This window comes from Streptomyces sp. NPDC054796 (genome assembly GCF_053611545.1).
Genome location: NZ_JBSHAO010000035.1, coordinates 1 through 23,097 on the forward strand (window position 1 = coordinate 1; position 23,097 = coordinate 23,097).

Below are 23,097 nucleotides of genomic sequence, written 5' to 3' on the forward strand. Positions count from 1 at the left end.
CCACCCCCCAGGTCATCCGTGCGACAGGGGGCAAAAGTCATGCCGGGCCCGGAGGCCAGCGGCCCTCTTACAGGACCACGAAAAACATAACGGGGGGTTCCGATTTTTGCGCCGTTGCGCGTGGTGCGGGGCCCCGGCGCGGGTCCGGTCCGGGGAGCGGGACGGGGCGGCGAGGGGCGGGGGCGGATCGCTAAGCTGCGAAACATGAGCGCTTCGCAGAACTCGCCCGTCATCGAGACCGCCCACCGCGCGAAGGCCGCCGCCGCGAGCCTCGCGCCGCTGCCCCGTACCGCACGGGACACCGCCCTGCTCGCGGTCGCGGACGCGCTCACCGCCCGCACGGAAGAGATCGTCGCCGCGAACGCGAAGGACGTCGCCAAGGCCCGCGCCGCCGGCACGGCGGACGGCATCGTGGACCGCCTCACGCTCACCCCGGAGCGGATCGGGGCCATCGCCTCGGATGTGCGCGACGTCGTCGCGCTGCCCGATCCCGTCGGCGAGGTCGTCCGCGGTTCGACGCTCCCCAACGGACTGGACCTGCGCCAGATCCGCGTCCCGCTCGGCGTGGTCGGCATCATCTACGAGGCCCGCCCCAACGTCACCGTCGACGCGGCGGCGCTCTGCCTCAAGTCCGGCAACGCGGTGCTGCTGCGCGGCTCGTCGTCCGCGTACGCCTCCAACACGGCGCTGGTCGGCGTGCTGCGCGACGCCGTCGAGAGCGTGGGGCTGCCCGCCGACGCGGTGCAGCTCGTGCCGGGCGAGAGCCGCGAGAGCGTCAAGGAGCTGATGCGGGCGCGCGGCCTCGTCGACGTGCTGATCCCGCGCGGTGGCGCGTCCCTCATCAGGACCGTGGTCGAGGAGTCCACGGTCCCCGTGATCGAGACGGGCGTCGGCAACTGCCACGTGTACGTCGACGAGCTGGCCGATCTCGACACCGCCGTCGACATCCTCGTCAACTCCAAGGCCCAGCGCCCCAGCGTCTGCAACGCGGCCGAGACGGTGCTCGTCCACGAGGGCATCGCGGAGGCGTTCCTGCCGCGCGCCGTCGAGGCGCTGGCCAAGGCCGGGGTGACGGTGCACGGCGACGAGGCGTGGCAGCGTGCCGGCGGGGACGTGGTGCCCGCGACTGAGGAGGACTGGGGCACGGAGTACCTCTCGTACGACATCGCCGCGGCCGTCGTGCCCTCGCTGGACGACGCCGTCGCGCACATCAGGAAGTGGACCTCGGGCCACACGGAGGCGATCGTCACCCGTGACACCGACGCGGCCCGCCGCTTCACCGCGCTCGTGGACTCGACGGCCGTGATGGTGAACGCGTCGACGCGGTTCACGGACGGCAGCCAGTTCGGCTTCGGCGCCGAGATCGGCATCTCGACGCAGAAGCTGCACGCGCGCGGCCCGATGGGGCTGCCCGAGCTGACGTCCACCAAGTACGTGGTGACGGGGGACGGGCACATCCGCGGCTGAATTCCGGTTGTCCCTGCCCAAATTGACCGCATAGGTCTACGCTGGGCAGCGTGCCGGACGACGTGGGGGGCCAGCCGTTCCAGGACGGTGAGGAGCCCGAGTTCCACCATGGGGACGCGGACGAGGAGTTCGCCTCCGTGGTGTTCGACGAGGACTTCGTGCGGGCTGCCGAGGTCCACGAACCCACCGCGGCCGAACGGATATTGGCGGCCGCGCAGTCGCACGCCGAGAACGAGCCACCGCGCGGCTTGGAGGACGGCTACGGCTATGGCCGTCGCGGCGCGAAGCGCGAGCCCGGCGCCGAGGCCGACGAAGAGCCGGACGAAGAGGATCTCGACGACGAAGAGGGCCGCTTCGACCGCTCGGACTACGCGGAGTACGCGGACTACGCCGATTTCGGCGACGATCCGGAGGACGACGGCGACGACCCCGAGGGGCGGTACGGCCACCACGGGCACTACGGCCAGTTCGGCCGCCACGGCCGCTTCACCGGGCGCTACGCCCCGTACGCGCACGACTACGGCCCCCACCCTGACCCGGCCTTCGAGCACGGCTCCGACTACGGCTACGCGTACGGGGCGGCCGGGGCGCCCGGCAGGTCACCGCGCCCGTACCGAGGGCACGCGCGCTGGCAGCGCCCTGTCGCCTGGGTGCTCGCCGTGATCATGGGGATAGGCATGGTCGCCCTCGCCTTCAGCGCCGTCTACCGCGGCAACGCCCACCAGCGTCAGGACCCGGCCCCGCCGCCCGCGACGACCGGCGTCGGCACCTCCACGGGCGAGGACCCCGAGACCGGCGCGGACGGTGACGGGAGCGGCGAGGGTGACGGGAGTGGCGAGGGCGGCGTGGCCCCGAAGGCGGAGTTAGAGACGGAGCCGGGCACCGAAGGGCACGGGGACCTCGGTACGGACACCGGTGCCCCGGCGGCTTCGGCCGAACCGCGTTGACGTTCAGGCCCGCCCTCCGGCGTGCCCGCGCCATGAGCAGGGCGTTTACCTGGACGTCCGAGTGTCGAAGAATCAACGAAGTTGTCTCGCACCGGGGCGTTTACGATCGCCCGGCCGGACCTACCCTGTTCTTATGACCGGGCGAGGAGATCCTCCCGAGGGCACACCCGAGGGCGGCGTACCGGGAGGCGACGACGAGTTTCGCGACGAGTACCGTTCCGTCGTCTTTGACGAGACCTTCATCAAAGCTGCGCGCCTTCAGGAGTTCTCCGCGCGGGAGCGCATGGAGGACGAGGAGCACGCCGCCGTGCGCAGCCGCCCGGCGGGGGAGGCGGAGCCCCCGCCGTCGGAGAAGTCCGGCATCGGGGCCTCCAAGCAGGGCATCGTGCTGGTCCTGCTGATCGTCCTGGCCTTCGGCACGGCCATCTACATGGGCATCAGGAACCCGTACCAGACGCCCGCCGCGCCCCCCACCGAACCGATGCGGATCACGCTGCTGCCGCTGGCCCCGCGCGAGAAGGTGCCGGGCGCCAAGCCCGCCGACCTGTACGAGCACAGCCCGGCGGCCCAGTTCCGCACGGGGGCCGACGGGGTGGTCCTGCCACCCGTACGGCGCAGCGCGCACTTCTCGGAGAGCCAGGTGCTCGCGGCGCTGACGCTCGCCAAGGAGTACGTGGTCGAGAGTTCGCTGAACCCTGACGTGCTGACCGGCGGCGCGGTCCGCTCCACGCGGATCATGCTCGACCCCGGGCAGCACGAGCAGTTCGACCAGAGCCTGGAGAGCCCGCGCAGTGACGGGCGGCACGAGGCCACCGGCTGGATGATCCGCTTCGACCCGGCGAAGGTCGCCCTCGCCGATCCACACGTACGGGTGAACGGCACCCTCACCATCCGTGAGTCGGGCCCCAACGCGCTGGAGGTCACCGCCGACCACGCCTTCGTCTACGCACTGCGCCCTGCGGACGCGGGCAAGGGCGACAAGGCGTCGGACGGTGCCTCGCTGTTCACCGTGCGGCGTGAGGTGCGCTTCCACTTCGACCGCGAGGACCTGCGCGACCAGCAGCTCAGCGTCCAGCAGGTGGCCATGCGGGCCGGGCCGCTGCCCTGCTCGGCCGACCCCTCGGACACGCTGAGCCCGCTGCTGGCGGGCGAGCTGGCCAAGGACGACGGCCCCGCGGGGACCGACCCCTACGCACGGGGCCGGTCGACCGCGTCGATGTGCGGGGTGCTGGCGACGAGCGCTCAGCCGAGCCCGGCGAACCCCACCAAGTAGCCCGGGGCGGGTCGGCCCGCTGTTCTGCCGTTACGGGCTTACGGGCTTACGGGCGTGGCGGCTCGTCGGTGCCGTTCGACGAGCCGTTCGCGGAACCGTCGCCGCCGCTGCCACCGGTTCCGCCGCCCCCGCGGGAGCCGCCGGTGAACGTGTCGCGGAGCCTGCCGCCCAGGTCGCCCGCGCCGCCCGCGATGTCGCGGACGAGGCCCATGAGGGGGTCCTTGCTGTTCTTCACGGACTCCGTGTAGTGGCTCGCGGACTGGCGGAAGGAGTCGGTGACGGAGGTGTCCTTGTCGTCCTCGCGCTTGTCGTAGTGCCCGTCCATGATCCGCTGGTAGTCGCGGCTCTCGGCCCACTTCTTCAGCTCGGCGGCCCGCACCGTGGTGAAGGGGTGGCTGCGCGGCAGCACGTTCAGGATCTTGAGCACGGAGTCGCGCAGATCGCCGCCCGCCTCGTACTCCTCGGCCTGCGCGAGGAACGAGTCCACGTTCATCTCGTGCAGGTGGTTGCCGCCCGCCAGCTTCATCAGCCCGCGCATCGAGGCCCGCAGATCCTGGCCCACCAGCAGCCCGGCGCGGTCCGCCGACAGCTCGGACTTGCGGAACCACTCGCGCAGCGCCGTGACGATCGCCATGATCGCGACGTTGCCGAGCGGGATCCACGCGACCTTGAGGGCGAGGTTGGTGAGGAAGAGCAGGATCGTGCGGTAGACCGCGTGGCCCGAGAGCGCGTGCCCGACCTCGTGGCCGATGACCGCGCGCATCTCCTCCTCGTCCAGCAGCTCCACCAGGCCCGTCGTGAGCACGATGATCGGCTCGTCGAGGCCGATGCACATGGCGTTGGGCTTGGGGTCCTGGTTCACGTACATCGGCGGGACCTTCTCCAGGTCCAGGATGTAGCAGGCGTCCCGCAGCATGGCGTTGAGGTGCGCGAACTGCTCGTCGCTGACCCGTACGGAGTCGGAGAGGAAGAGCAGCCGCAGGCTGCGCTCGGGCAGCAGCCCGCTCAGCGCCTTGAAGACGGTGTCAAAGCCGGTCAGCTTGCGCAGCGCGACGAGCGCGGAGCGGTCGGCGGGATGTTCGTACGCCCGGGAGGATATCCCGGGGAAACGGCGTCGCTCGCGGCCGGGCAGCCGCTCGGTGCCGCTGCTGTCGTCGGTCATGGCATCCCCTCATCGCCGGTGTCGGCTCGGTCTCAGCGTAGACGTTCGATTCGGTCCGCTGGTTGCTCCGGAGCGGGCAAGGGGCGGGTGGGGGGCGGGACTTGAGCACGGGGTGCCGGGCCGGACCGCCGGACCGGATCGCCGCGACGGGGGTGTGGCCGAGGGGCGCCGTCCCTATGCTGGACGCCGCCACGGGGGGCGGGGGCAGGGCAGGGCAGGCAGGGACAGCGGAGCAGCGGGGTGGAGCCGTGAGGCCGTACGTCAGACTCGCCGTCAACTCACGCAACGCGCCGGAGGCGGTCGACTCCGCCACGAACGTGCTGCGCCGCAGGCTCGCCGAGCTGGCCGACCAGGGCGGGACCTGGGAGTGCGTGCGCACCGTGCCGCGGCCGGGGGCGCCGGACGCGCTGGGGCCCGTGTCCGACCTGCTGGTGGAGTTCGTCGTCGACGACGAACTCACCCCGAGCGCCGCCCTCGCCGCCTCGTCCTATCTCGTACGGGCCGTCATCGGCCACTTCCGCGCACAGCCCGACCGGAGCCAGTCGGTGACGGTCACGGCGGGTGACGAATCCGTCGAGCTGAGGGCGGAGGGCGTGGCGCCGGAGGAGGCCGGACGGCTCGAAGCACTCATCGCCGAACGGCTGACGAGGCCGGGAGCGAGCCGAGAGTGAACCGTGAGTGAGCCGCGAGCGGGGCGGGAGCGGGCCGGAAGTGAGCCGGGAGCGGGGCGGGGAGTGGGAGGGCAATGGCTGAGTCGGCGTGAGCGGTGTCGGTGCGCACGCTTACGATGTGCCTGCACGGTCAACTGTGCTCACTGTCCGATACCCACGTGGATAGGTCCTGCCGACGATGACTCTTCCCAGCTACGCGCACGACGCTCTCGTCACCCTCGCCTCCGGCGGGGAGGGCGGCGGGCACGGTGGCCAGCACGAGAGCCTCAGCCCCTACCTCACCGGCGGCGGCGCCTTCGTGGCCCTGATGCTGCTCCTCTGGATCACCACCCGCTTCAACCGGGACCGCTGAGCCGCGGCCCCGGCCGCGCGCCGTCACGGCGATCGGTAAGGTCGGCACGCATGGGAGAGCACATAGTGCCCGGAACCGGCAAGCGTCGGCTCGGTGTCATGGGTGGGACCTTCGATCCCATCCACCACGGTCACCTGGTCGCCGCGAGCGAGGTGGCCGCGCAGTTCCATCTCGACGAGGTGGTCTTCGTGCCGACCGGGCAACCGTGGCAGAAGAGCCACAAGCGGGTCTCGCCCGCCGAGGACCGCTATCTGATGACGGTCATCGCGACGGCGTCGAACCCGCAGTTCTCGGTGAGCCGCATCGACATCGACCGCGGCGGCAAGACGTACACGATCGACACACTGCGCGATCTGCGGGCCGACAACCCGGAGACCGATCTCTTCTTCATCACCGGCGCGGACGCGCTGGAACAGATCCTGGGCTGGCGTGACGCCGAGGAACTGTTCGCGCTCGCCCACTTCATCGGCGTCACCAGGCCGGGCCACCCGCTGACGGACCCGGGCCTGCCGGACGGCGGCGTCTCGCTGATCGAGGTGCCCGCGCTGGCCATCTCCTCGACCGACTGCCGGGCACGCGTGGAACGCGGCGATCCGGTCTGGTACCTGGTCCCGGACGGCGTCGTCCGCTACATCAGCAAGCGGGAGCTGTACCGCGAGGGGGGACCGCAGGCGTGAGTGAGCGCTACGGATACGACCCGTACGGCCGGCAGCAGCCTGAGCAGCCGCAGATCCTCGGGTACGACGAGTACGGGCAGCCGATCTACCGGCAGGAGCCGGAGAACGGGTATCCGGGCTACGCGCCGCAGCAGCCCCAGCAGCCCCAGCAGCCCCAGCCGCAGGAACCGTACGGAGGCGGCACGGGTGCCGGTGACTACGGGGCGGCCGGGCAGGGGGCCTACGAGCAGGGCGGCGCGTACGCGCCTGACCCGTACGGCCAGCAGGGGTACGCGTACGACCCGTACGGGCAGCAGCAGCCCCAGCAGGCGCAGCAGCAGACCTACCCGCAGCAGGACTGGGTGCCGCAGCAGTCGCCCGCGCCGGAGCGGGAGCGGTTCCCCGGCGAGGGCTATCAGGGCGAGGGCTACCAGGCCGGCCCCTACGGCGCCCCCCAGCAGGGCGTACCGGGCGCCCGGCTGCCGGGCCAGCGCGACCCCTACGACGCGCCGTACGAACAGCCCCAGCCCCAGGACCCGTACGCCGAGCAGCCGCAGACGCCGGAGGCACAGGGGCAGCCCTCGCGTACCGAGGGCCGGGGCACGGGCGGGGACGACGGGCCGGAGTACCGGACGGAGCAGTTCGCCTTCGTTGAGGAGCAGGCCGAAGAGTCCGAAGACGTCATCGACTGGCTGAAGTTCAGCGAGAGCCGCACCGAGCGCCGCGAGGAGGCCAAGCGCCGCGGACGCAACCGCGTCACGGCCCTGATCGTCGTGCTGGTGCTCGCGGTCGTGGGCGGCGCCGGGTACCTCTGGTACGCGGGCAAGCTCCCCGGGCTCGGCGGTGAAAGCGGCGGCGGAGGCACCTCGGCGGGCCAGCAGCGCGACGTCATCGCCGTCCACCTGCGCTCCACGGACGACAGCGGCAGCTCGACGGCCCTCCTCGTCGACAACGCCGACGCCAAGCGCGGCACCACCGTGCTGCTCCCCAACACCCTCGCCGTCTCCACCGAGGACGGCACCACGACCACCCTCGGCAAGTCCGTCGAGGACGAGGGCGCGGCGCCGACCCGCGAGGCGCTGGGCACGCTGCTCGGCGCCGACATCAAGGGCACCTGGCGGCTGGACACCCCGTATCTGGAGAACCTGGTCGAGCAGGTCGGCGGCATCGCCCTCACCACGGACGCCGCCGTGCCCGGCAAGCGCAAGAGCGACAAGCCGCTGGTCGAGCGAGGCGAGAACCAGGACCTGGACGGGCGCGCCGCCGTCGCCTACTCCACCTACCGCGCGCCCGGCGAGCCCGAGGCCAAGCAGCTCAGCCGCTTCGGCCAGGTCATGCGGGCCACACTGCGCAAGCTCTCCAGCGACCCGAAGTCGGCGACGCGGACCGTCGAGGCCCTGGGCCAGATCCCCGACCCGTCCCTCTCCGAGGGCGAGCTGGGCACGTCGCTGGCCAAGCTGGCCGAGCAGGCGAAGAACGGCGCGTACGAGACCGAGGTGCTCCCCGCCAGGGCGAACGGCACCCTCAGCTCGCAGACCAGCGACGGCCTGGTGAAGCGGGTGCTGGGCGGCACCGTCAAGAACTCGGACCCGGACGCGGCACCCCGCGTCAAGATCACCAACGCCAGCGGCAGCACCACCAAGGACGACGCGGCCTCGGCCGCCATGGTCAACAGCGGCTACACCGTCGTGGACGGCGGCGCCGCCGGAGCCGCCAGGTCCCGCTCGCTGGTCACCTACGGTGACGCGGCACACAAGGCCAAGGCGACGGAGGTCGCCGAGACCCTGGGCCTGCCGGGCTCAGCGGTGCGCGAGGGCGAGGCCGCGGCGAACGCGGATGTGACGGTGGTACTGGGCCGGGACTACAAGGGGTGAGGAAGCGGTGAGGGCGGTCGCGTCAGGCGTGAGACCCTTGATTCTGATACGTACACCTGACCGCCGTTGTCACTGATCCGAAAGCCTTGCCTGTGACCGCTACGGACCGTTCCATCGAGCTGATCAACGCCGCCGCCCAGGCCGCGGCAGACAAGCTCGCGCACGACGTCCTCGCCTATGACGTGAGCGACGTCCTCGCCCTCACCGACGCCTTCCTGCTGGCCTCAGCGCCGAACGACCGGCAGGTCAAGGGCATCGTCGACGAGATCGAGGAGCGCCTGCTCAAGGAGCTGGGCGCCAAGCCCGTGCGCCGCGAGGGCGAGCGCGACGGGCGCTGGGTGCTGCTCGACTTCGTCGACATCGTCGTCCACGTCCAGCACAGCGAGGAGCGGGTCTTCTACGCCCTGGAGCGGCTGTGGAAGGACTGCCCCGAGATCGAGCTCCCCGAAGACGCCAAGGCCACCCGTGGCAAGGGCGCCGAGCACGCCGCGCACTCCGGCCTCCCGGTGGACGGCGCGGACGGCTCGGACGCCGAGAGTGGCGGCGCCGGGGACGCCCGGTGAGCGAGCTGGACAGCCCGGTGACGGTGAACCGCGGCCGCAAGATCGTCCTGTGGCGGCACGGCCAGACGGCGTGGAACCTGGAGCGCCGCTTCCAGGGCTCGACGGACATCGAGCTGACCGAGGAAGGTCTCGGGCAGGCCCGTCGCGCGGCACGGCTGCTGGCGGCGATGAACCCCGACGCGATCATCGCCTCCGATCTGAAGCGCACCGCCGCCACCGCAGCGGAGCTGGCGGCCCTCACCGGTCTCGACGTCACCCACGACGAGGCGCTGCGCGAGACCTACGCGGGCACGTGGCAGGGACTCACGCACGAGGAGATCATCGCCCGCTTCGGCGATCAGTACGCGGCGTGGAAGCGCGGTGAGCCCGTGCGCAGGGGCGGCGGCGAGCTGGAGACGGAGGTCGCCGACCGCGCGGCGCCCGTCGTCGAGCGCGCCGCGGACAAGCTGCCCGAGGGCGGCACCCTGGTCGTGGCCAGCCACGGCGGCACCATCCGCACCACCATCGGCCGCCTGCTGGGCCTGGAGCCGGGCACCTGGGAGGCGCTCGGCGGGCTCACCAACTGCTGCTGGTCGGTGCTGGGCGAGGGTGCGCGGGGCTGGCGCCTGATGGAGCACAACGCGGGCACCCTTCCCGAGCCCGTCCTCGGCGACGACGACTGAGCGGCCGGTGACCCCGGCCCGGATTTCCCATCCGGCCTGGTCACCGGTTAAGATTCATCTCGTTCCACGGCGCGAAACGCCGGGAATGCGGGGCTATAGCTCAGTTGGTAGAGCGCTTGCATGGCATGCAAGAGGTCAGGAGTTCGATTCTCCTTAGCTCCACTTTTCATACCGAGGTTGTTTCCGGGATCCCGTTCAGTCGAGCCGACTGGACGGGATCTTCGTGGTTCTCGGGGTGTTTCGGAGGCCGGCTCAGAAGCGAGCGGCGGGTTTCGGGCTTCGATTGATGTGCCCATGCCAGGAGATGCGCAGGGGGCTGCGCGGGCCTGGCTGTGCCGAGGAGGCGTTGTCGTGTCCCGTCGGACCGGCGACGCGGCCTCGTCACCCCGCCGTGGTGCGGCGGGCGTAGGCGCGGGCGGCGCGGGCGCGGTCGCCGCAGCGGGTGGAGCACCACTGGCGGCGGCCGTGCTTGAGCAGGAAGCGGTTGCAGGGAGGGGAGGCGCAGGCGGTCAGGCGGGCGGCGTCGGGGGATGTGAGCAGGTCGGCGGCGTCGGCGGCGATGACCGCCAGGGCGTGCTCGACGATCGCGGTGGTGGGGTGCGGTGTGGTGCGGCAGGGGCCGGTCTTCTCGTCCCACAGCAGCAGGGACGCGGTCGGGACGCGGGTCATCGCGTCGTTGACCGCCGTGACGGCGGCGGGCAGGGCGGGCTGCCCGGCGACACGGGAGGCCAGTAGCGACCTGACCTGTTCGCGCAGCGAGCGGAGCTGTGTCGCGCATACCTCCGCCAAGCCGGCGTCTGCCGGGGCGAGGTCGTGCCGCGCCAGCCACTGCTCGGCCCGCGCCGGGGTGCCCAGGAGATCGGCCGTGTGCCCGCCGGGCAGTGCGACGGCGCTGTTGGCCAGGGCCAGGGCGGGGTGCTCCGCCTCGCCGGGTGCCGGCGGGAGGGCGGCTTCTTCCGTCACGAACTCTTCCACGCTTCTCATGGTACGGGTTGCGTTCATCCGTGAGGCATGCCTACGGTTGCCTCACGGTTAATACGAACTCTATCCGTGAGGAACTCTTCTCGTGTCTTCCCCGACCTCGCAGACCACCCCGTTCCCTGTCCGCGTCTTCGGCGGCCCGACCGCCCTCTTCGAGTACGGCGGCCTGCGCTTTCTCACCGACCCGACCTTCGACGGCCCGGGCGACCACCCGGCACCGGCCGTCGTGCTGACCAAGACGGCGGCGGCTGACGGCAGCCCGGCCGATCTCGGCCGTGTCGACGCGGTCCTGCTCTCGCACGACGAGCACGCCGACAACCTCGACACCTCCGGCCGGGCCCTGCTCGCCGAGATCCCCCTGACGCTCACCACCCCCGGCGGCGGGGAGCGTCTCGGGGAGACGGCCACCGGCCTCGCCGACTGGCAGTCGGTCGAGCTCGAACGCCGGGACGGCGGGCCCGGCACGGTCACCGTGACCGGCGTGCCCGCCATCCACGGCCCCGGCAAGCGCGAGGAGGTCGAGCCGATCTGCGGCGAGGTCGTCGGATTCGTGCTGACCGGCGAGGGCCTGCCCACCGTCTACGTCAGCGGCGACAACGCCTCCCTCGACGCGGTCAAGGAGATCGCCGAGCGCTTCGCCCCGGTGGACACGGCCCTGCTCTTCGCCGGAGCGCCCCGCTTTCCCGAGGTCTTCGACGGCGGGCTGATCGTGCTGGACAGCGCCCAGGCCGCCCAGGCCGCGAAGATCCTCGACGCCGGCCGCGTGGTACCCGTCCACTACGACAGCTGGGCCCACTTCACCGAGGGCGGCGATGAACTCGTCGCCGCCTTTGCCGCCGCCGGTCTCGCCGACCGCGTCGACTTCGGCGTCCGCGGCTGACCCCACGTACGCCGGGCCCGTACGCCGGACACAGCCGGCCGCCGCTCCCGCCCCGCCCGATCCCGTTCAGTCGACTCGGCTGGACGGGATCTTCGCGTTCGGGACGGCGGGCAGACGGGTCGTACGGCGGTGGGTGCGGCAGTGGTAGTGCGCGTCGATCGCCGCCGCTTCGGGTGGTGAGGGATCGAGGGCGTCGTTGTTGCACCAGGTCAGCAGGGTGTAACGGCCGCCTGGCTTGAGGAGGCGGGCGAACTCGGCGAACGTCTCGTACGGGTCGACGTACATGGTGGTCTCGTTGGTGACCACGTAGTCGAAGGATCCCGTTTCGAAGCCCGTTTCGGCCATGTTGCGGTCGTGGAAGCGCACCGCGTCGGCGCAGCCGTGGCGCTCGGCCTGCTGGCGTGCGAACTCGTTCTGGTAGGCGGAGATGTTGACTCCGTCCACCTGGCAGCCGAACGTCTTGTGGAGCAGGATGGCCGTGCCGCCGCGGCCCGAGCCGCCGTCGAGGACGCGTGCCTGGGCCGGGACCGGCGTCAGGGTCTCGGACAGGGTGGTGACCTGCTGGGTTTCCATGCGGTGCATTTCCGCGTTGACGGCCTGCTCGCGCTCGTCGCCGGTGAGGGTGAGGATCTGGGGGTCGAAGTCGCCGACGGCGAAGTGGTGATGGCAGAAGCCGTCGGTCTCACCGAGTCCGAGGTTGATGGGGTCGTCGCGTTTGTTGTCGTAGTAGTCGAACGCGGCCTGTTCCAGAGGCTTTCGCAGCTGTACGCCGGGGGCGAGGGACAGGGGTTTCCCCTCTCTGCGGGTGGGCGCGTGCGGGGGCCTGACGTGTGCGGGCCCTGGAGCTACCGGTCACTTACGGGCTACGGGCTATGGGCCACGGGCTGCCCGGCTCCGGGCAACCTTCAGGAAACCCAGTACGGGACTGGCCGACCAGCTGTTGCCGCCGCCGGGACGCGTGAACGCGGTGAAAGGGCGAGCCCCGTGGTGCGGCTCCGGACGCCTCCACGGGAATCTCCGTCGGCGGAACCGGGTTACCGCCTCCGACGACCGGGCGGATCACGGTCCACCTGGGAGGCCCAGCACAGGGAGAGAACGGGAGCCGATGAGCCTTCGCCAGTACGAGTACGCCCTGGCCGTCGCCGAGGAGGGCTCGGTGACGGCGGCGGCGGAGCTGCTGCATGTCGCTCAGCCGTCGGTGTCCCAGCAGATCCGCGGCCTGGAGCGGGAGCTCGGCGTGGAGCTGTTCGCGCGCACGCCGACCGGACTGGTGCCCACCGCGGTCGGCCGCGCGTTCCTGCGGGAGGCGGAGGTCGCGGTGAGCGCGTCGCGGCGGGCGCGGGCGACGGCGCGGGCCGGTGCCGAGGAACTGGTCGGCGAGCTGGTGGTCGCGGTGCAGATGGGCTTCGGCACGCGGCAGTTGCCGCGTGCGCTGGGCGCGCTGCGTCGCCGCTTCCCGCGGCTGGAGGTCACCGTCTTCGAGGAGCCCAGCTCCGCCGAGCTGGAGCGGCTGTGCCGCCGGGGCGTGCTGGACCTCGCCCTGATGGCGGCGTGCGAGCGGAGCCCCGACGACGCGCATCACCTCGGCGACGAGGAACTCGTCGTGGTGCTGGGCGCCGGGCACCGGCAGCTCGCCGCCGACCAGGTCGAGCTGCGCGAGCTGGCGGGGGAGCCGTGGGTGAGGTTCGACCGCGACAGCGCGCTCGACGGTGTGCTGCTGAGCGCGCTGCGGGACAACGGGCTGACCCCGGCCACGGCCGCCCGCGTGTCCCAGACGCCGACGGCCGTGCGCTGGGCAGCCCACGGTCTCGGGGTGACGCTCGTCCCGGCCTCCGCCGTGCCCCACGGCCACGAGCACCTTGTCCGCCCGGTGTCCCCGGCAGTGTCCCAGCCCGTCATCGCTGTGCTGCGGCAGGGCGCGGGCCCGGCGGAGACGGCTCTGCTCGAACTCCTGCGTCAGGAGACCTGGTCCGATTCCGCCTCCTTCCCCGCTTCCCTTTCCACTTCCTCCCCCGATTTCTCCTCCGAGCCGGTTCCCTGACGTTCCGAATTCCTTCGTCGTCAGCCCCTGGGGAATTCACCGCCGTCCACGATGAGATTGCTCCCGGTCAGCCAGCTCGCCCGGTCGGAGGCGAGGAACAGCACCGCGTCGGCGATGTCGTCGGGCCGGCCGTCGCGCCCCAGCGGTGTGGTGTCGTCGGCGTTGGTCCGGCCCGGCGCCAGGGCCAGGCGCGCCCACTCCTCCCGCGTCGCCTCGCCGCCGGGGGTGGCGACCCTGCCGGGGCTCACGGTGTTGACCCGGATCCCGAACGGGGCCAGCTCCGAGGCCAGCCCCCGGCTGTAGTTCTCCAGGGCCGCCTTCGCCGTGGTGTAGTGCAGGAACGGCCCCACGGGGGTGAGGACAGCGGCCGAGGAGATGTGCACGATCCTCCCCGAACGCCGCTCCCGCATCCCCGGCGCCAGCAGCGAGTCCAGCCGCACCGACGCCAGGTAGTTCAGGTTCAGCGCGTCCTGCCACTCCTCGTCGGGAATGGCAGCGGAGTCCTTGTACGGCTGTCCCCCGCCCGCGTTGTGGACCAGGACGTCCACCCCGCCGAGCATGTTCCGCGCGGCCGACGCGAGCGCCTCCGCTCCGGCGCGCGTCCGCACGTCGGCCGCTACGAAGGCGGCCCCCTCCGGCACCGTGCTCGTCGCCGACCTGGCGGTCGTGAGCACCTCGGCGCCCGCGTCCAGGAGCTGACGCACGACGGCCGCTCCGATTCCGCGGGAACCGCCCGTGACCAGGGCCCGCTTTCCCGCGAGTTCCCGCTTTTCCGATCCGTTCTCGACAATGGTCATTCCACCGGTCCTCTCGCTCGCATGTGAATCCGCTCGACGGAAGAAGAAATGATGTGCGCGGCGCGCGAATCCTCGGGGAATTCGCGGTGCGCGTCTCGTCGAGCTGTTTCACGGTACGTACGGAAAAGAAGGAGAGGCAAAGACGAAATGTCAGTAGGGGGTATAGGGAACCCCTATGGCATCCCCGGCCCCGCCCGTCCGCCCGCTCCGTGGTGCGCGCACACGAGCCGTCATATCCGTTCGTGGGACGGGGAGTGGGGGAGGCGCTGGGGGCGGTGGGAGCGGAGGGTGGCCGTGCGGGTGCGGCTCTCCGCGTCGGCCGGGGTGTAGACCACGATCCGGGCCTCCGGCATGCCGTGGACGGACAGGGAGACCGAGGTCATCCGAATCTCGCCGACGGCGCGATGGCGGAACGTCTTCACCCTCGGCCCCGGCGGGGCCACGTCCCCGCTCCGCCACAGCCGTGCGAACTCCGGGCTCGCCTCCGACAGTTCTCGTACGAACGACTCCCACGCGGGCTCTCCCACATGCCGCCCGTACGCACCACGCAGCGTGGCCACCATCACCGGCAGCTCCGACTCGCGGAAGACCAGGGGGCCGCGGTCGGCGGGCGCGGTGAAGAGCGACCACAGCGCGTTGCGACGGCCGTCGCGCGTGACATGTTCGCCGAACAGGTCCTCGTAGGCGGGGTTGGTGGCCAACACGTCGCAGCGCGCGTTGTAGATCACGGCGGGGAGCGGGTCCAGGGCGTCGATGATCCCCTGGATCTCCGGGTCCGTCCCGTCCGCCGAGGGCACGGAGCCGGAGCCGGAGCCGGCGCCGGAGCCGGGAGCGGGAAGAAAGGGCACCCCCGCCAGTTGGTAGAGATGCTCGCGCTCGGCCTGTTCCAGGCGGAGGGTGCGCGCGACCGCGTCCAGGACCTGGGCGCTGGCGTTGATGGGACGGCCCTGCTCCAGCCACGTGTACCAGGTGACGCCGACGCCGGACAGCTGCGCGACCTCCTCGCGGCGCAGGCCCGGAGTGCGGCGGCGCAGCCCCGGCGGCATGCCCACGTCGCCCGGGGTGACGCGGGCGCGGCGGCTGCGGAGGAAGGCCGCCAGTTGGGGGCGGCGGCCCGGCTGTCCCGTGGCCCTCGGTGATTCGGTTCCCGCTTCGGTTCCCACGCCCACACCCCCATGCTCCGCTTTGTGCCCCCGCCGTGCCAGGTGCTGTCACTACCAGCACCGAGGGGCACTCACCACCCGTACCGCCCCGGCCCCAGGCTGACGGCCATGACCCAGACCGCTTCGACGCCGCACGCCACGCGCCCGGCACAGACAAGTAAAAGCGACGGCACTGACAACCGGCCCCGCTGGATCCTGATCACCTTGCTCACCGGGCAGTTCATGGCGCTGCTCGACGTCTTCATCGTCAACGTCGCCGCGCCCACCCTCCGCGCCGAGCTGCACACCACGGGCGCCGGGCTCCAGTTGATCGTGACCGGATACACCATCAGCTATGCCGTTCTGCTGATCACCGGGGCCAGGCTGGGCGCCGGATTCGGTCACGGCCGCGTCTTCCTGATCGGTCTCGCGCTCTTCGCCGCCACGTCGCTCGCCTGCGGACTCGCCGCTGACGCGGGCCAGTTGACCATCTTCCGGTTGCTCCAGGGCGCGGCTTCCGCCGTGATGATGCCGCAGGTGCTGAGCCTCATCCAGCGCACCTTCACGGGCCCCGCGCGTGCGCGGGCGCTGGGCGCCTTCTCGGGTGTGCTCGCCGTCGGCGCCGCTTCGGGGCAGATCCTGGGCGGAGTGCTGGTCTCCGCCGACCTGTTCGGCACGGGCTGGCGGCCCGCCTTCCTCGTCAACGTGCCGATCGGCGTGGCGCTGCTCGCGCTGGGCGCGCGCGTGCTGCCGCGCGAGGAGCACGCGGCCCGTGACGCCGGACGGGCCCGCGGCACCGGGCAGGCTCGCGACGCCGGACGGGCCCGCGGTCTCGACCTCGCGGGACTGCTGCTGCTCGCCGCCGCCGTCTGCCTCTTCACCGTTCCGCTCGTCCTCGGCCAGGAGCACGGCTGGCCCCTGTGGTGCTTCGTCTCGCTCGCCCTCAGCGCCGTGCTGCTCGGCGTCTTCGCCCTCCACGAGAGGCGCCTCGCCCGGCGCGGTGGCGCCCCGCTGATCTCCCCGAGGGTGCTGCGCGCTCCCCGTATGCCACTGGCGGTGCTGTGCGTCGGGCTGGTGATGGCGCTGAACTCGGGCTTCCTTTTCGCCCTCTCTCTGCACCTCCAGGCCGGGCTCGGCTACAGCGCGCTGCGCACGGGACTGGTTTTCGTACCGACGGCGCTCGCTTTCGGGGCCGTCGGGCTCACCTGGCAGCGGCTCCCCGCGCGCGCTCTGCGTGCGGTTGTGCCGGGCGGACTGCTGTTCGCCGGGGCCGCGTTCGTGGCCATCGGGGCGCTGCTACGGGGCGGGGGCGACGGCGGCCCCTGGCTCCTCGTGGCCTTCGTGGCGCTCGGCGCGGGCCTCGGCTTCGGCTACAACCCGGCCCTGACCGGCGGCCTCGCGTCCGTACGCAAACCGGACGCCGCCGAGGCCAGCGGGCTGCTGACCACGACGAGCCAGCTCGGCATGCTCACCGGGGTCGCCACTTTCGGCACGCTGTTTCTGGACAGGCTGGAGGCCGAGGGTTCTTCGGCTTCCGCCCTGTGGACGACCGCACTCGTACTGGCGGTCACGGCCGTGGCCGGGGCATTCGCGGGCGTACTCGGCCGAGATCGTCGACCGGGACTCCTGTGATGTGGAAGAACGTGGCAGAATCGTGACGGCTGGAAGGGGGCAGCCCGAGGGGAGGGACGTGTGCGATGTCGGCGAGTGTCCTCGTTGAGGACGACAAGCGGACTTCACACCTGCGTACACGCTCACCGGCCTTCCCCGGTGCGACCCGGACCCTCCAGTGCCCGACCTGCGGATCAGCGAACGTCGCCCAGGTGCTCGGCGACAATGGAGGAGTTTCCTACGTGTGCACGGCCTGCGGCCACAGCTGGAGCTGATGACTGATGGGTGCGCACAGCCGGAAATGCGACTGGTGCGGGAGCGGTACGCCCATCGTCCGCGACATGGAGCCGGTCAACCCCGCGTTCCAGTACTGGTGTGAGGAGTGCGCCAGGGCGCTGATCATAAAGGGCGACCCGATCGAGACGTACCGCGAGCTGGACGGCGAACCCATCTACGGGCGCCTGCTCGACGAGCACTGCACGCTGAAGCGCTTCTACTCCTTCGCCACGGCCTGATCCGGCACGGTCCGTCCCGGCGCGCTCTGCCCCGGCACGCCCTGTCCGGGCACGGTCTGACTGTTCCGTCCACTGGCCGGCGACCGGCCCGGCCCCTCGCCAGGTTCGTACGGCGCGGGCTTGCGCAGCGCCCGTAGCGCGACGGCCGCCGTCAGCGCCAAGAAGCCCAGCCCCGCCGCCGGATAGACCGCCGACAGCAGCATCTGGGCAGCGCTCTGGCGCAGTTCGGGCGGCACATCGGCGCCCGGGCTGTGCGGCACCCACCACAGCGCGTACGAGCAGAACAGCAGCGCCGCCAGCCCCGTCAGCGCCCACCAGCGCACCTTGCCGCGCCGTACCGCCTCGGCACCCAGCAGCAGCGTGAGCGGCACGCACCACACCCAGTGGTGCGACCACGAGACGGGGCTCACCAGCAGCGCTGTCACGGCGCACGCGAGCGCCGCCCACGCGGGCGCGTGCGGCAGCCTGCGCTGCCCCGCCAGCGCCGCGGCGACGGCGGCGCCCAGCCCGAGCACGCCGACGGCGACCGCGACGGCCAGCCAGGGCAGCCCCGGATCGACGGCGTGCAGCAGCCTCGCCAGCACGCCGCGCAGCGACTGGTTGTCCGTGATCACCGCGTGCCCCACACGGTCCGACTGGAAGACCGCGTCCGTCCAGAACCGTCGCGAGTCGGCGGGCAGCAGCACGGCACCCGCCAGCGCGGTGCCCAGGAAAGCGCCGGTGGCCACCGCCGCCTGCCGGAGCCTGGGGTTCCACAAGCCGCCCAGGCCGCCCGTCTGCCGCACCCGCCGCCACCCCTCCGCGAGCCCGCACAGCGCCAGGAACACCGCGAACAGCGCGGGCGTGAGCTTGATCCCCGCCGCGACGCCGATGCCCACACCGGCCCACCTGTGATCGGTACGGCGCGAGAGGTCCCACAGCACCAGTACGGCGAGGAGCAGGTTGATCTGCCCGTAGCGCAGCGTCGTCCACACCGGCTCGCACCAGACGGCGAACGACGCGAGCAGGAGCGTTGCCGCGGGCCGCGGTACGTACAGCGGCCGGCCGATCAGCCGCAGGGACAGGTGCACGAGCGCCACCAGCAGCGCGAGGTTCCCCGCCGTGGCCAGGACGCGCATGTCGGCGACGCCGAGGAGGGTGAGCGGCATGAAGAGCAGCGCCGCGAAGGGCGGGTAGGTCGTCGGCAGCTCGGCGTGGGTCGCGCGCATCGCGTAGAGGTCCTGGCCGTTGCGCACGGTCCAGCCCTCGGCCCGGTAGACCATGAGGTCGATCATCGAGACGTCCGCCGCGCTCTGGGCCAGCCAGAAGGAAGTGAAGGACGCCAGGCAGAGCGTCGCCGCGAGGAGCAGCGGACGCCGCAACAGGTAGGTCTTGACGACCGCCACCGACCCGGTGTCGGCGGTCTGCGGCAGCGTGCTCACGACGTGCGGCTCCAAGGTCGGCGGCGACAGGCACAGGGCGTCGACAGTACCGGTCGGGGTGGGCGGGCCGGGGCGTCGGCCGGAGTGCTGGGCGGGGTGCTGGGCGCGGTGCTGGGCGCGGTGCGCTGGACGGGGTGCCCCGATGTGCCGGTGGTCAGACGTGGAGGGTGGCGGAGAGTGCGGAAGAGCGGAAGGGGAGGGGCCGGGAGACGGCCGGATCCGGAAACCGATTTGGCGGATGCGGGCAGGGGCCGTGTAAGGTTGGCGACGCCGCCGAGGGGAAAACCCCGGCGGACCAGAACATGGGGCTATAGCTCAGTTGGTAGAGCACTTGCATGGCATGCAAGGGGTCAGGAGTTCGAATCTCCTTAGCTCCACGCAGTCGACAGGCGACGTGTGTCCGCGGGAAGCGCGGACGGCGTCGCCTGCTTCGTGTTGTGCTCGGCTTCGCCTCGCGTGGCGGGGGCTTCGCCACCCGCACCCCCCTGGGGCCGGTGGGGGTTCGCGTGGGGGCGTGAGCTTCCTCGCTGACGCTCGGGTCGCCACGCCCCTTGTGCGGGACGTGCGGGGTGTGGGCCCCCTCGCTGACGCTCGGTTCGCCACGCTTGCGGCTCCTGGGGGGCTGTCCGTGGTGCCTTGTGGTGCTCGGTGTCACTTCACGGGTCGGGGGCGTTCTTGTGGGCCGCTGTGGTCCGTGGTGCGCCTCGCTGTGCTCGGGGCGTGAGGGGGGTCACGTTGGTGTGTGGGGGCGTATTGGTGTGCGGGACTACGTGTAGGGGCTTGGTGGGGTTGCGGTACCCTGACCGCATGCGTGCCGTACGCCTTCTGCTTAGCGGGCCGCGCTGATCAGTCCCAGCCTCTTCGGTCGAAGCGATCGACAAGATCGTCTCGGCTGACGGGCCGGAATCGGCGCGGCGTCCCCTCCTGTGCGAGGGGATTTTTCATTTCCGCCTGGCAGAGACGACCGATGGAGCTTTAAGGACGATGAGCGAGACGACGACCGCCGCGGAGACCGCGGCCCCCCATCGCTACACGGCGGCCCTGGCCGCCGACATCGAGGCACGCTGGCAGGACTTCTGGGAGAAGCGCGGCACCTACGAGGCGCCGAACCCGGGCAACGGCGACCTGGGAGGCGAGCCCGAGGAGGCCGCCAAGCCCAAGAAGTTCATCATGGACATGTTCCCGTATCCGTCGGGCGCGGGCCTGCACGTCGGTCACCCGCTGGGCTACATCGCCACCGACGTCTTCGCGCGCTTCCAGCGCATGACCGGGCACAACGTCCTGCACACCCTGGGCTTCGACGCCTTCGGCCTGCCCGCCGAGCAGTACGCCGTACAGACCGGCACGCACCCCAGGACGTCGACCGAGGCCAACATCGTCCAGATGAAGGCCCAGCTCCGCCGCCTGGGTCTGGGCCACGACCAGCGCCGCTCCTTCGCGACGATCGACCCGTCCTACTACAAGTGGACGCAGTGGATCTTCGTCCAGATCTTCAACTCCTGGTACGACCGCGAGGCGGACAAGGCGCGTCCCATCGCGGCCCTGGTCGAGCAGTTCGAGGCGGGCGAGCGGGAGACGCCGGAAGGCTTCGGCCCCTGGAGCGAGCTGGACGAGGCCGGCCGCGCCGAGGTCCTGGGCGAGTACCGCCTGGCCTACGCGTCCGACGCGCCCGTCAACTGGAGCCCCGGCCTGGGCACCGTGCTGGCCAACGAGGAGGTCACCGCCGACGGCCGTTCCGAGCGCGGCAACTTCCCCGTCTTCAAGGCCAAGCTGCGCCAGTGGAACATGCGCATCACCGCCTACGCCGACCGGCTGCTGGACGACCTGGACGCGCTGGACTGGCCCGAGGCCATCAAGCTGCAACAGCGCAACTGGATCGGGCGCAGCGAGGGTGCCCGCATCGACTTCCCCCTGAGCGGCGATGGCGAGAAGAAGATCGAGGTCTTCACCACCCGCCAGGACACCCTGTTCGGCGCCACCTACATGGTGCTGGCCCCCGAGCACCCGCTGGTCGACGGGGTCGTGCCCGACGCGTGGCCCGAGGGCACGCACGAGGTGTGGACCGGCGGCTACGCGACGCCCGCCGAGGCCGTCGCCGCCTACCGCGCGCAGGCCGCCGCCAAGTCGGATGTCGAGCGCCAGGCCGACGCCAAGGAGAAGACCGGCGTCTTCACCGGCGTCTACGCGACAAACCCGGTCAGCGGCGAGCGTGCCCCCGTCTTCATCGCCGACTACGTGCTGATGGGCTACGGCACCGGCGCGATCATGGCCGTCCCGGCGCACGACCACCGGGACTTCGCCTTCGCGCGCGCCTTCGAGCTGCCGATGCGCTGTGTCGTCGAGCCCTCGGACGGGCGCGGTACGGACCCGTCGACGTGGGACGACGCGTTCGTCTCGTACGACGCGAAGATCGTCAACTCCACCTCGCCCGAAGGGCAGGGCGGCGTCGCGCTGGACGGCCTGGACGTGACCGAGGCCAAGGCCCGCACGACGGCCTGGCTGGAGGAGCGCGGCATCGGCGAGGGCACCGTCAACTACCGGCTGCGCGACTGGCTGTTCAGCCGCCAGCGCTACTGGGGCGAGCCCTTCCCGATCGTCTACGACGAGAACGGCGTGGCGCACGCGCTGCCCGAGTCGATGCTGCCCCTGGAGCTGCCCGAGGTCGAGGACTACTCCCCGCGCACCTTCGACCCGGACGACGCCGACACCCAGCCCGAGACCCCGCTGTCGCGCAACGAGGAGTGGGTCAACGTCACCCTGGACCTGGGCGACGGCAAGGGCCCCCGGCGCTTCCGCCGTGAGACCAACACGATGCCCAACTGGGCGGGTTCGTGCTGGTACGAGCTGCGCTACCTGGACCCGCACAACAGCGAGAAGCTGGTCGATCCCGAGGTCGAGCGCTACTGGATGGGTCCGCGCGAGGGCCAGCCGCACGGCGGCGTCGACCTGTACGTGGGCGGCGCCGAGCACGCCGTGCTGCACCTGCTGTACGCGCGCTTCTGGTCGAAGGTGCTGCACGACCTGGGCCACGTCTCCTCGAAGGAGCCGTTCCACAAGCTGTACAACCAGGGCATGATCCAGGCGTACGTCTACCGTGACGCGCGCGGCATCGCCGTACCGGCCGTCGAGGTGGAAGAGCGGGACGGCACGTACTACTACCAGGGCGAGAAGGTCACCCGGCTGCTGGGCAAGATGGGCAAGTCCCTGAAGAACGCCGTCACGCCGGACGAGATCTGCGCCGAGTACGGCGCGGACACACTGCGCCTGTACGAGATGGCCATGGGCCCGCTGGACGTCTCGCGTCCCTGGGACACACGCGCGGTCGTCGGCCAGTACCGGCTGTTGCAGCGGCTGTGGCGCAACGTCGTGGACGAGGCGAGCGGTGAGGTCACCGTCGTCGACGACGCGCCCGACGAGGACACGCTGCGCGCGCTCCACAAGGCGATCGACGGCGTCACCCAGGACATGGCCGGCCTGCGCTTCAACACCGCCATCGCCAAGATCACGGAGCTGAACAACCACGTCACGAAGCTGGACGGCGTGCCCCGCTCGGTGATCGAGCCGCTGCTGCTGCTGATCGCTCCGCTGGCGCCGCACGTCGCCGAGGAGCTGTGGCGGAAGCTGGGCCATGAGGAGAGCCTGGTGCACCACGATTTCCCGGTCGCCGACCCGGCGTACGTGGTGGACGAGACCGTGACCTGCGTCGTCCAGGTCAAGGGCAAGGTCAAGGCCCGCCTGGAGGTCTCGCCCTCGATCTCCGACGCCGATCTGGAGGCCCAGGCGCTGGCCGAGCCCGCGATCGTCAGCGCGCTGGGCGGCGCCGACATCCGCAAGGTGATCGTCCGCGCGCCGAAGCTGGTGAACGTCGTACCGGCGTGAGCGAACCGCGTACCGGCGCGAGTGTCATACGGGTGTAGGAGCGGGCGGATTTTCCCTTACGGGGGGCTTGAGGGGTGGGGGCGGGGGGGGGTGGGGGACACCCCCCCCCCCCCCCCCGCCACACAGGGCCCCGGGAAGCCCCCGACCACCCCGCCGCACGACAACAACAACCCGCCCCCGCCGAGGCGAAACAGCGGGAGGAG

At 71.6% G+C, this 23,097-nt stretch carries 21 protein-coding genes and 2 tRNA genes; 17 read left to right on the forward strand and 6 right to left on the reverse strand.

Features of this window, described 5'->3' with window-relative positions; genetic code table 11:
- The first annotated feature begins 204 nt into the window (after positions 1-204).
- From ACWGJ2_RS25975 to ACWGJ2_RS25985, 3 genes are all read left to right on the forward strand, one after another.
- Positions 205-1,467, forward strand: a complete 1,263-nt coding sequence (locus ACWGJ2_RS25975) for a glutamate-5-semialdehyde dehydrogenase (protein ID WP_453348641.1) — start codon at positions 205-207, stop codon at positions 1,465-1,467.
- Between the two features lie 50 nt (positions 1,468-1,517).
- Entirely contained in the window at positions 1,518-2,414 is an 897-nt protein-coding gene (locus tag ACWGJ2_RS25980) for an SCO2584 family spore wall biosynthesis protein (RefSeq protein ID WP_453348642.1), read from the forward strand.
- A gap of 133 nt (positions 2,415-2,547) precedes the next feature.
- On the forward strand, positions 2,548-3,687 hold the full coding sequence (locus ACWGJ2_RS25985) for an SCO2583 family membrane protein (RefSeq protein WP_453348643.1): 1,140 nt from the start codon (positions 2,548-2,550) through the stop codon (positions 3,685-3,687).
- A gap of 46 nt (positions 3,688-3,733) precedes the next feature.
- Here the strand turns inward: ACWGJ2_RS25985 and ACWGJ2_RS25990 are convergent, their stop codons facing one another.
- A complete protein-coding gene (locus ACWGJ2_RS25990) occupies positions 3,734-4,849 on the reverse strand; it encodes a M48 family metallopeptidase (protein ID WP_453348644.1) in 1,116 nt (371 codons plus the stop codon).
- Positions 4,850-5,097: 248 nt separating this feature from the next.
- Here ACWGJ2_RS25990 and ACWGJ2_RS25995 point away from each other — a divergent pair, with 248 nt between their 5' ends.
- The 7 genes from ACWGJ2_RS25995 to ACWGJ2_RS26025 all read left to right on the forward strand — a co-directional run bounded on the left by ACWGJ2_RS25995 (position 5,098) and on the right by ACWGJ2_RS26025 (position 9,789).
- The gene (locus tag ACWGJ2_RS25995; protein ID WP_453348645.1) at positions 5,098-5,520 is read left to right on the forward strand and encodes an effector-associated constant component EACC1; all 423 of its coding nucleotides are present in this window, start codon (positions 5,098-5,100) and stop codon (positions 5,518-5,520) included.
- Positions 5,521-5,698: 178 nt separating this feature from the next.
- Positions 5,699-5,872 carry a hypothetical protein gene (locus ACWGJ2_RS26000; protein WP_453348646.1) on the forward strand — a complete coding sequence of 58 codons (174 nt, stop codon included), beginning with the start codon at positions 5,699-5,701 and terminating at the stop codon, positions 5,870-5,872.
- A gap of 50 nt (positions 5,873-5,922) precedes the next feature.
- The gene (nadD, locus tag ACWGJ2_RS26005) at positions 5,923-6,549 is read left to right on the forward strand and encodes a nicotinate-nucleotide adenylyltransferase (RefSeq protein WP_453348647.1); all 627 of its coding nucleotides are present in this window, start codon (positions 5,923-5,925) and stop codon (positions 6,547-6,549) included.
- Positions 6,546-8,402, forward strand: coding sequence for an LCP family protein (locus ACWGJ2_RS26010; protein ID WP_453348648.1), 1,857 nt, complete (start codon positions 6,546-6,548; stop codon positions 8,400-8,402). The genes nadD and ACWGJ2_RS26010 overlap by 4 nt, the downstream gene beginning before the upstream one ends.
- A 92-nt stretch (positions 8,403-8,494) precedes the next feature.
- On the forward strand, positions 8,495-8,965 hold the full coding sequence (gene rsfS / locus ACWGJ2_RS26015) for a ribosome silencing factor (protein WP_453348649.1): 471 nt from the start codon (positions 8,495-8,497) through the stop codon (positions 8,963-8,965).
- Positions 8,962-9,627: a histidine phosphatase family protein gene (locus ACWGJ2_RS26020; protein ID WP_453348650.1), complete on the forward strand. Its 666-nt coding sequence runs from the start codon at positions 8,962-8,964 to the stop codon at positions 9,625-9,627. Before rsfS ends, ACWGJ2_RS26020 begins: the two co-directional genes overlap by 4 nt.
- An 89-nt stretch (positions 9,628-9,716) precedes the next feature.
- Positions 9,717-9,789, forward strand: a tRNA-Ala gene (locus ACWGJ2_RS26025).
- A 219-nt stretch (positions 9,790-10,008) separates the two neighbouring features.
- Here the strand turns inward: ACWGJ2_RS26025 and ACWGJ2_RS26030 are convergent.
- Positions 10,009-10,611, reverse strand: a complete 603-nt coding sequence (locus ACWGJ2_RS26030) for a CGNR zinc finger domain-containing protein (protein ID WP_453348651.1) — start codon at positions 10,609-10,611, stop codon at positions 10,009-10,011.
- A gap of 82 nt (positions 10,612-10,693) precedes the next feature.
- Between ACWGJ2_RS26030 and ACWGJ2_RS26035 the strand changes: the two genes are divergently transcribed.
- Positions 10,694-11,488: an MBL fold metallo-hydrolase gene (locus tag ACWGJ2_RS26035; protein ID WP_453348652.1), complete on the forward strand. Its 795-nt coding sequence runs from the start codon at positions 10,694-10,696 to the stop codon at positions 11,486-11,488.
- 66 nt (positions 11,489-11,554) lie between these two features.
- Here the strand turns inward: ACWGJ2_RS26035 and ACWGJ2_RS26040 are convergent, their stop codons facing one another.
- A complete protein-coding gene (locus ACWGJ2_RS26040) occupies positions 11,555-12,070 on the reverse strand; it encodes an SAM-dependent methyltransferase (protein ID WP_453348653.1) in 516 nt (171 codons plus the stop codon).
- Between the two features lie 523 nt (positions 12,071-12,593).
- On the opposite strand from ACWGJ2_RS26040, the gene ACWGJ2_RS26045 reads away from it, so the two are divergent.
- The gene (locus tag ACWGJ2_RS26045) at positions 12,594-13,529 is read left to right on the forward strand and encodes a LysR family transcriptional regulator (RefSeq protein WP_453348654.1); all 936 of its coding nucleotides are present in this window, start codon (positions 12,594-12,596) and stop codon (positions 13,527-13,529) included.
- Positions 13,530-13,549: 20 nt separating this feature from the next.
- On the opposite strand, the gene ACWGJ2_RS26050 is transcribed toward ACWGJ2_RS26045, so the two are convergent.
- Complete coding sequence (locus ACWGJ2_RS26050; protein WP_453348655.1) at positions 13,550-14,326, reverse strand: SDR family oxidoreductase; 777 nt, start codon at positions 14,324-14,326, stop codon at positions 13,550-13,552.
- Between the two features lie 230 nt (positions 14,327-14,556).
- Positions 14,557-15,489 carry a helix-turn-helix transcriptional regulator gene (locus tag ACWGJ2_RS26055; protein WP_453348656.1) on the reverse strand — a complete coding sequence of 311 codons (933 nt, stop codon included), beginning with the start codon at positions 15,487-15,489 and terminating at the stop codon, positions 14,557-14,559.
- A 108-nt stretch (positions 15,490-15,597) separates the two neighbouring features.
- Between ACWGJ2_RS26055 and ACWGJ2_RS26060 the strand changes: the two genes are divergently transcribed.
- From ACWGJ2_RS26060 to ACWGJ2_RS26070, 3 genes are all read left to right on the forward strand, one after another.
- Positions 15,598-17,100, forward strand: a complete 1,503-nt coding sequence (locus ACWGJ2_RS26060) for an MFS transporter (RefSeq protein ID WP_453348657.1) — start codon at positions 15,598-15,600, stop codon at positions 17,098-17,100.
- A gap of 65 nt (positions 17,101-17,165) precedes the next feature.
- Positions 17,166-17,354 (forward strand): hypothetical protein, encoded by a 189-nt coding sequence (locus ACWGJ2_RS26065; protein ID WP_453348658.1) that lies wholly within the window; start codon positions 17,166-17,168, stop codon positions 17,352-17,354.
- Positions 17,355-17,360: 6 nt separating this feature from the next.
- Positions 17,361-17,594: a hypothetical protein gene (locus tag ACWGJ2_RS26070; protein WP_453348659.1), complete on the forward strand. Its 234-nt coding sequence runs from the start codon at positions 17,361-17,363 to the stop codon at positions 17,592-17,594.
- On the opposite strand, the gene ACWGJ2_RS26075 is transcribed toward ACWGJ2_RS26070, so the two are convergent.
- On the reverse strand, positions 17,573-19,006 hold the full coding sequence (locus ACWGJ2_RS26075) for a glycosyltransferase 87 family protein (RefSeq protein WP_453348710.1): 1,434 nt from the start codon (positions 19,004-19,006) through the stop codon (positions 17,573-17,575). The two genes, ACWGJ2_RS26070 and ACWGJ2_RS26075, sit on opposite strands and share 22 nt — an antisense overlap.
- 313 nt (positions 19,007-19,319) lie before the next feature.
- Here ACWGJ2_RS26075 and ACWGJ2_RS26080 point away from each other — a divergent pair.
- Both ACWGJ2_RS26080 and leuS read left to right on the forward strand, forming a co-directional pair.
- Positions 19,320-19,392: transfer RNA gene (locus ACWGJ2_RS26080), tRNA-Ala, on the forward strand.
- Between the two features lie 607 nt (positions 19,393-19,999).
- A complete protein-coding gene (gene leuS / locus ACWGJ2_RS26085; protein WP_453348660.1) occupies positions 20,000-22,894 on the forward strand; it encodes a leucine--tRNA ligase in 2,895 nt (964 codons plus the stop codon).
- The last annotated feature ends 203 nt before the right edge of the window (positions 22,895-23,097 follow it).

Excerpts from the sequence above, each read along its gene's own strand:
- ACWGJ2_RS26060 (WP_453348657.1), top strand. The coding sequence starts at position 15,598 with ATGACCCAGACCGCTTCGACGCCGCACGCCACGCGCCCGGCACAGACA.
- ACWGJ2_RS25975 (WP_453348641.1), top strand. The coding sequence starts at position 205 with ATGAGCGCTTCGCAGAACTCGCCCGTCATCGAGACCGCCCACCGCGCG.
- leuS (WP_453348660.1), top strand. The coding sequence starts at position 20,000 with ATGAGCGAGACGACGACCGCCGCGGAGACCGCGGCCCCCCATCGCTAC.
- nadD (WP_453348647.1), top strand. The coding sequence starts at position 5,923 with ATGGGAGAGCACATAGTGCCCGGAACCGGCAAGCGTCGGCTCGGTGTC.
- ACWGJ2_RS26045 (WP_453348654.1), top strand. The coding sequence starts at position 12,594 with ATGAGCCTTCGCCAGTACGAGTACGCCCTGGCCGTCGCCGAGGAGGGC.
- ACWGJ2_RS26000 (WP_453348646.1), top strand. The coding sequence starts at position 5,699 with ATGACTCTTCCCAGCTACGCGCACGACGCTCTCGTCACCCTCGCCTCC.
- ACWGJ2_RS26040 (WP_453348653.1), bottom strand. The coding sequence starts at position 12,070 with ATGCACCGCATGGAAACCCAGCAGGTCACCACCCTGTCCGAGACCCTG.
- ACWGJ2_RS25985 (WP_453348643.1), top strand. The coding sequence starts at position 2,548 with ATGACCGGGCGAGGAGATCCTCCCGAGGGCACACCCGAGGGCGGCGTA.
- ACWGJ2_RS26030 (WP_453348651.1), bottom strand. The coding sequence starts at position 10,611 with ATGAGAAGCGTGGAAGAGTTCGTGACGGAAGAAGCCGCCCTCCCGCCG.
- ACWGJ2_RS26050 (WP_453348655.1), bottom strand. The coding sequence starts at position 14,326 with ATGACCATTGTCGAGAACGGATCGGAAAAGCGGGAACTCGCGGGAAAG.
- ACWGJ2_RS25990 (WP_453348644.1), bottom strand. The coding sequence starts at position 4,849 with ATGACCGACGACAGCAGCGGCACCGAGCGGCTGCCCGGCCGCGAGCGA.
- ACWGJ2_RS26070 (WP_453348659.1), top strand. The coding sequence starts at position 17,361 with ATGGGTGCGCACAGCCGGAAATGCGACTGGTGCGGGAGCGGTACGCCC.
- ACWGJ2_RS26065 (WP_453348658.1), top strand. The coding sequence starts at position 17,166 with ATGTCGGCGAGTGTCCTCGTTGAGGACGACAAGCGGACTTCACACCTG.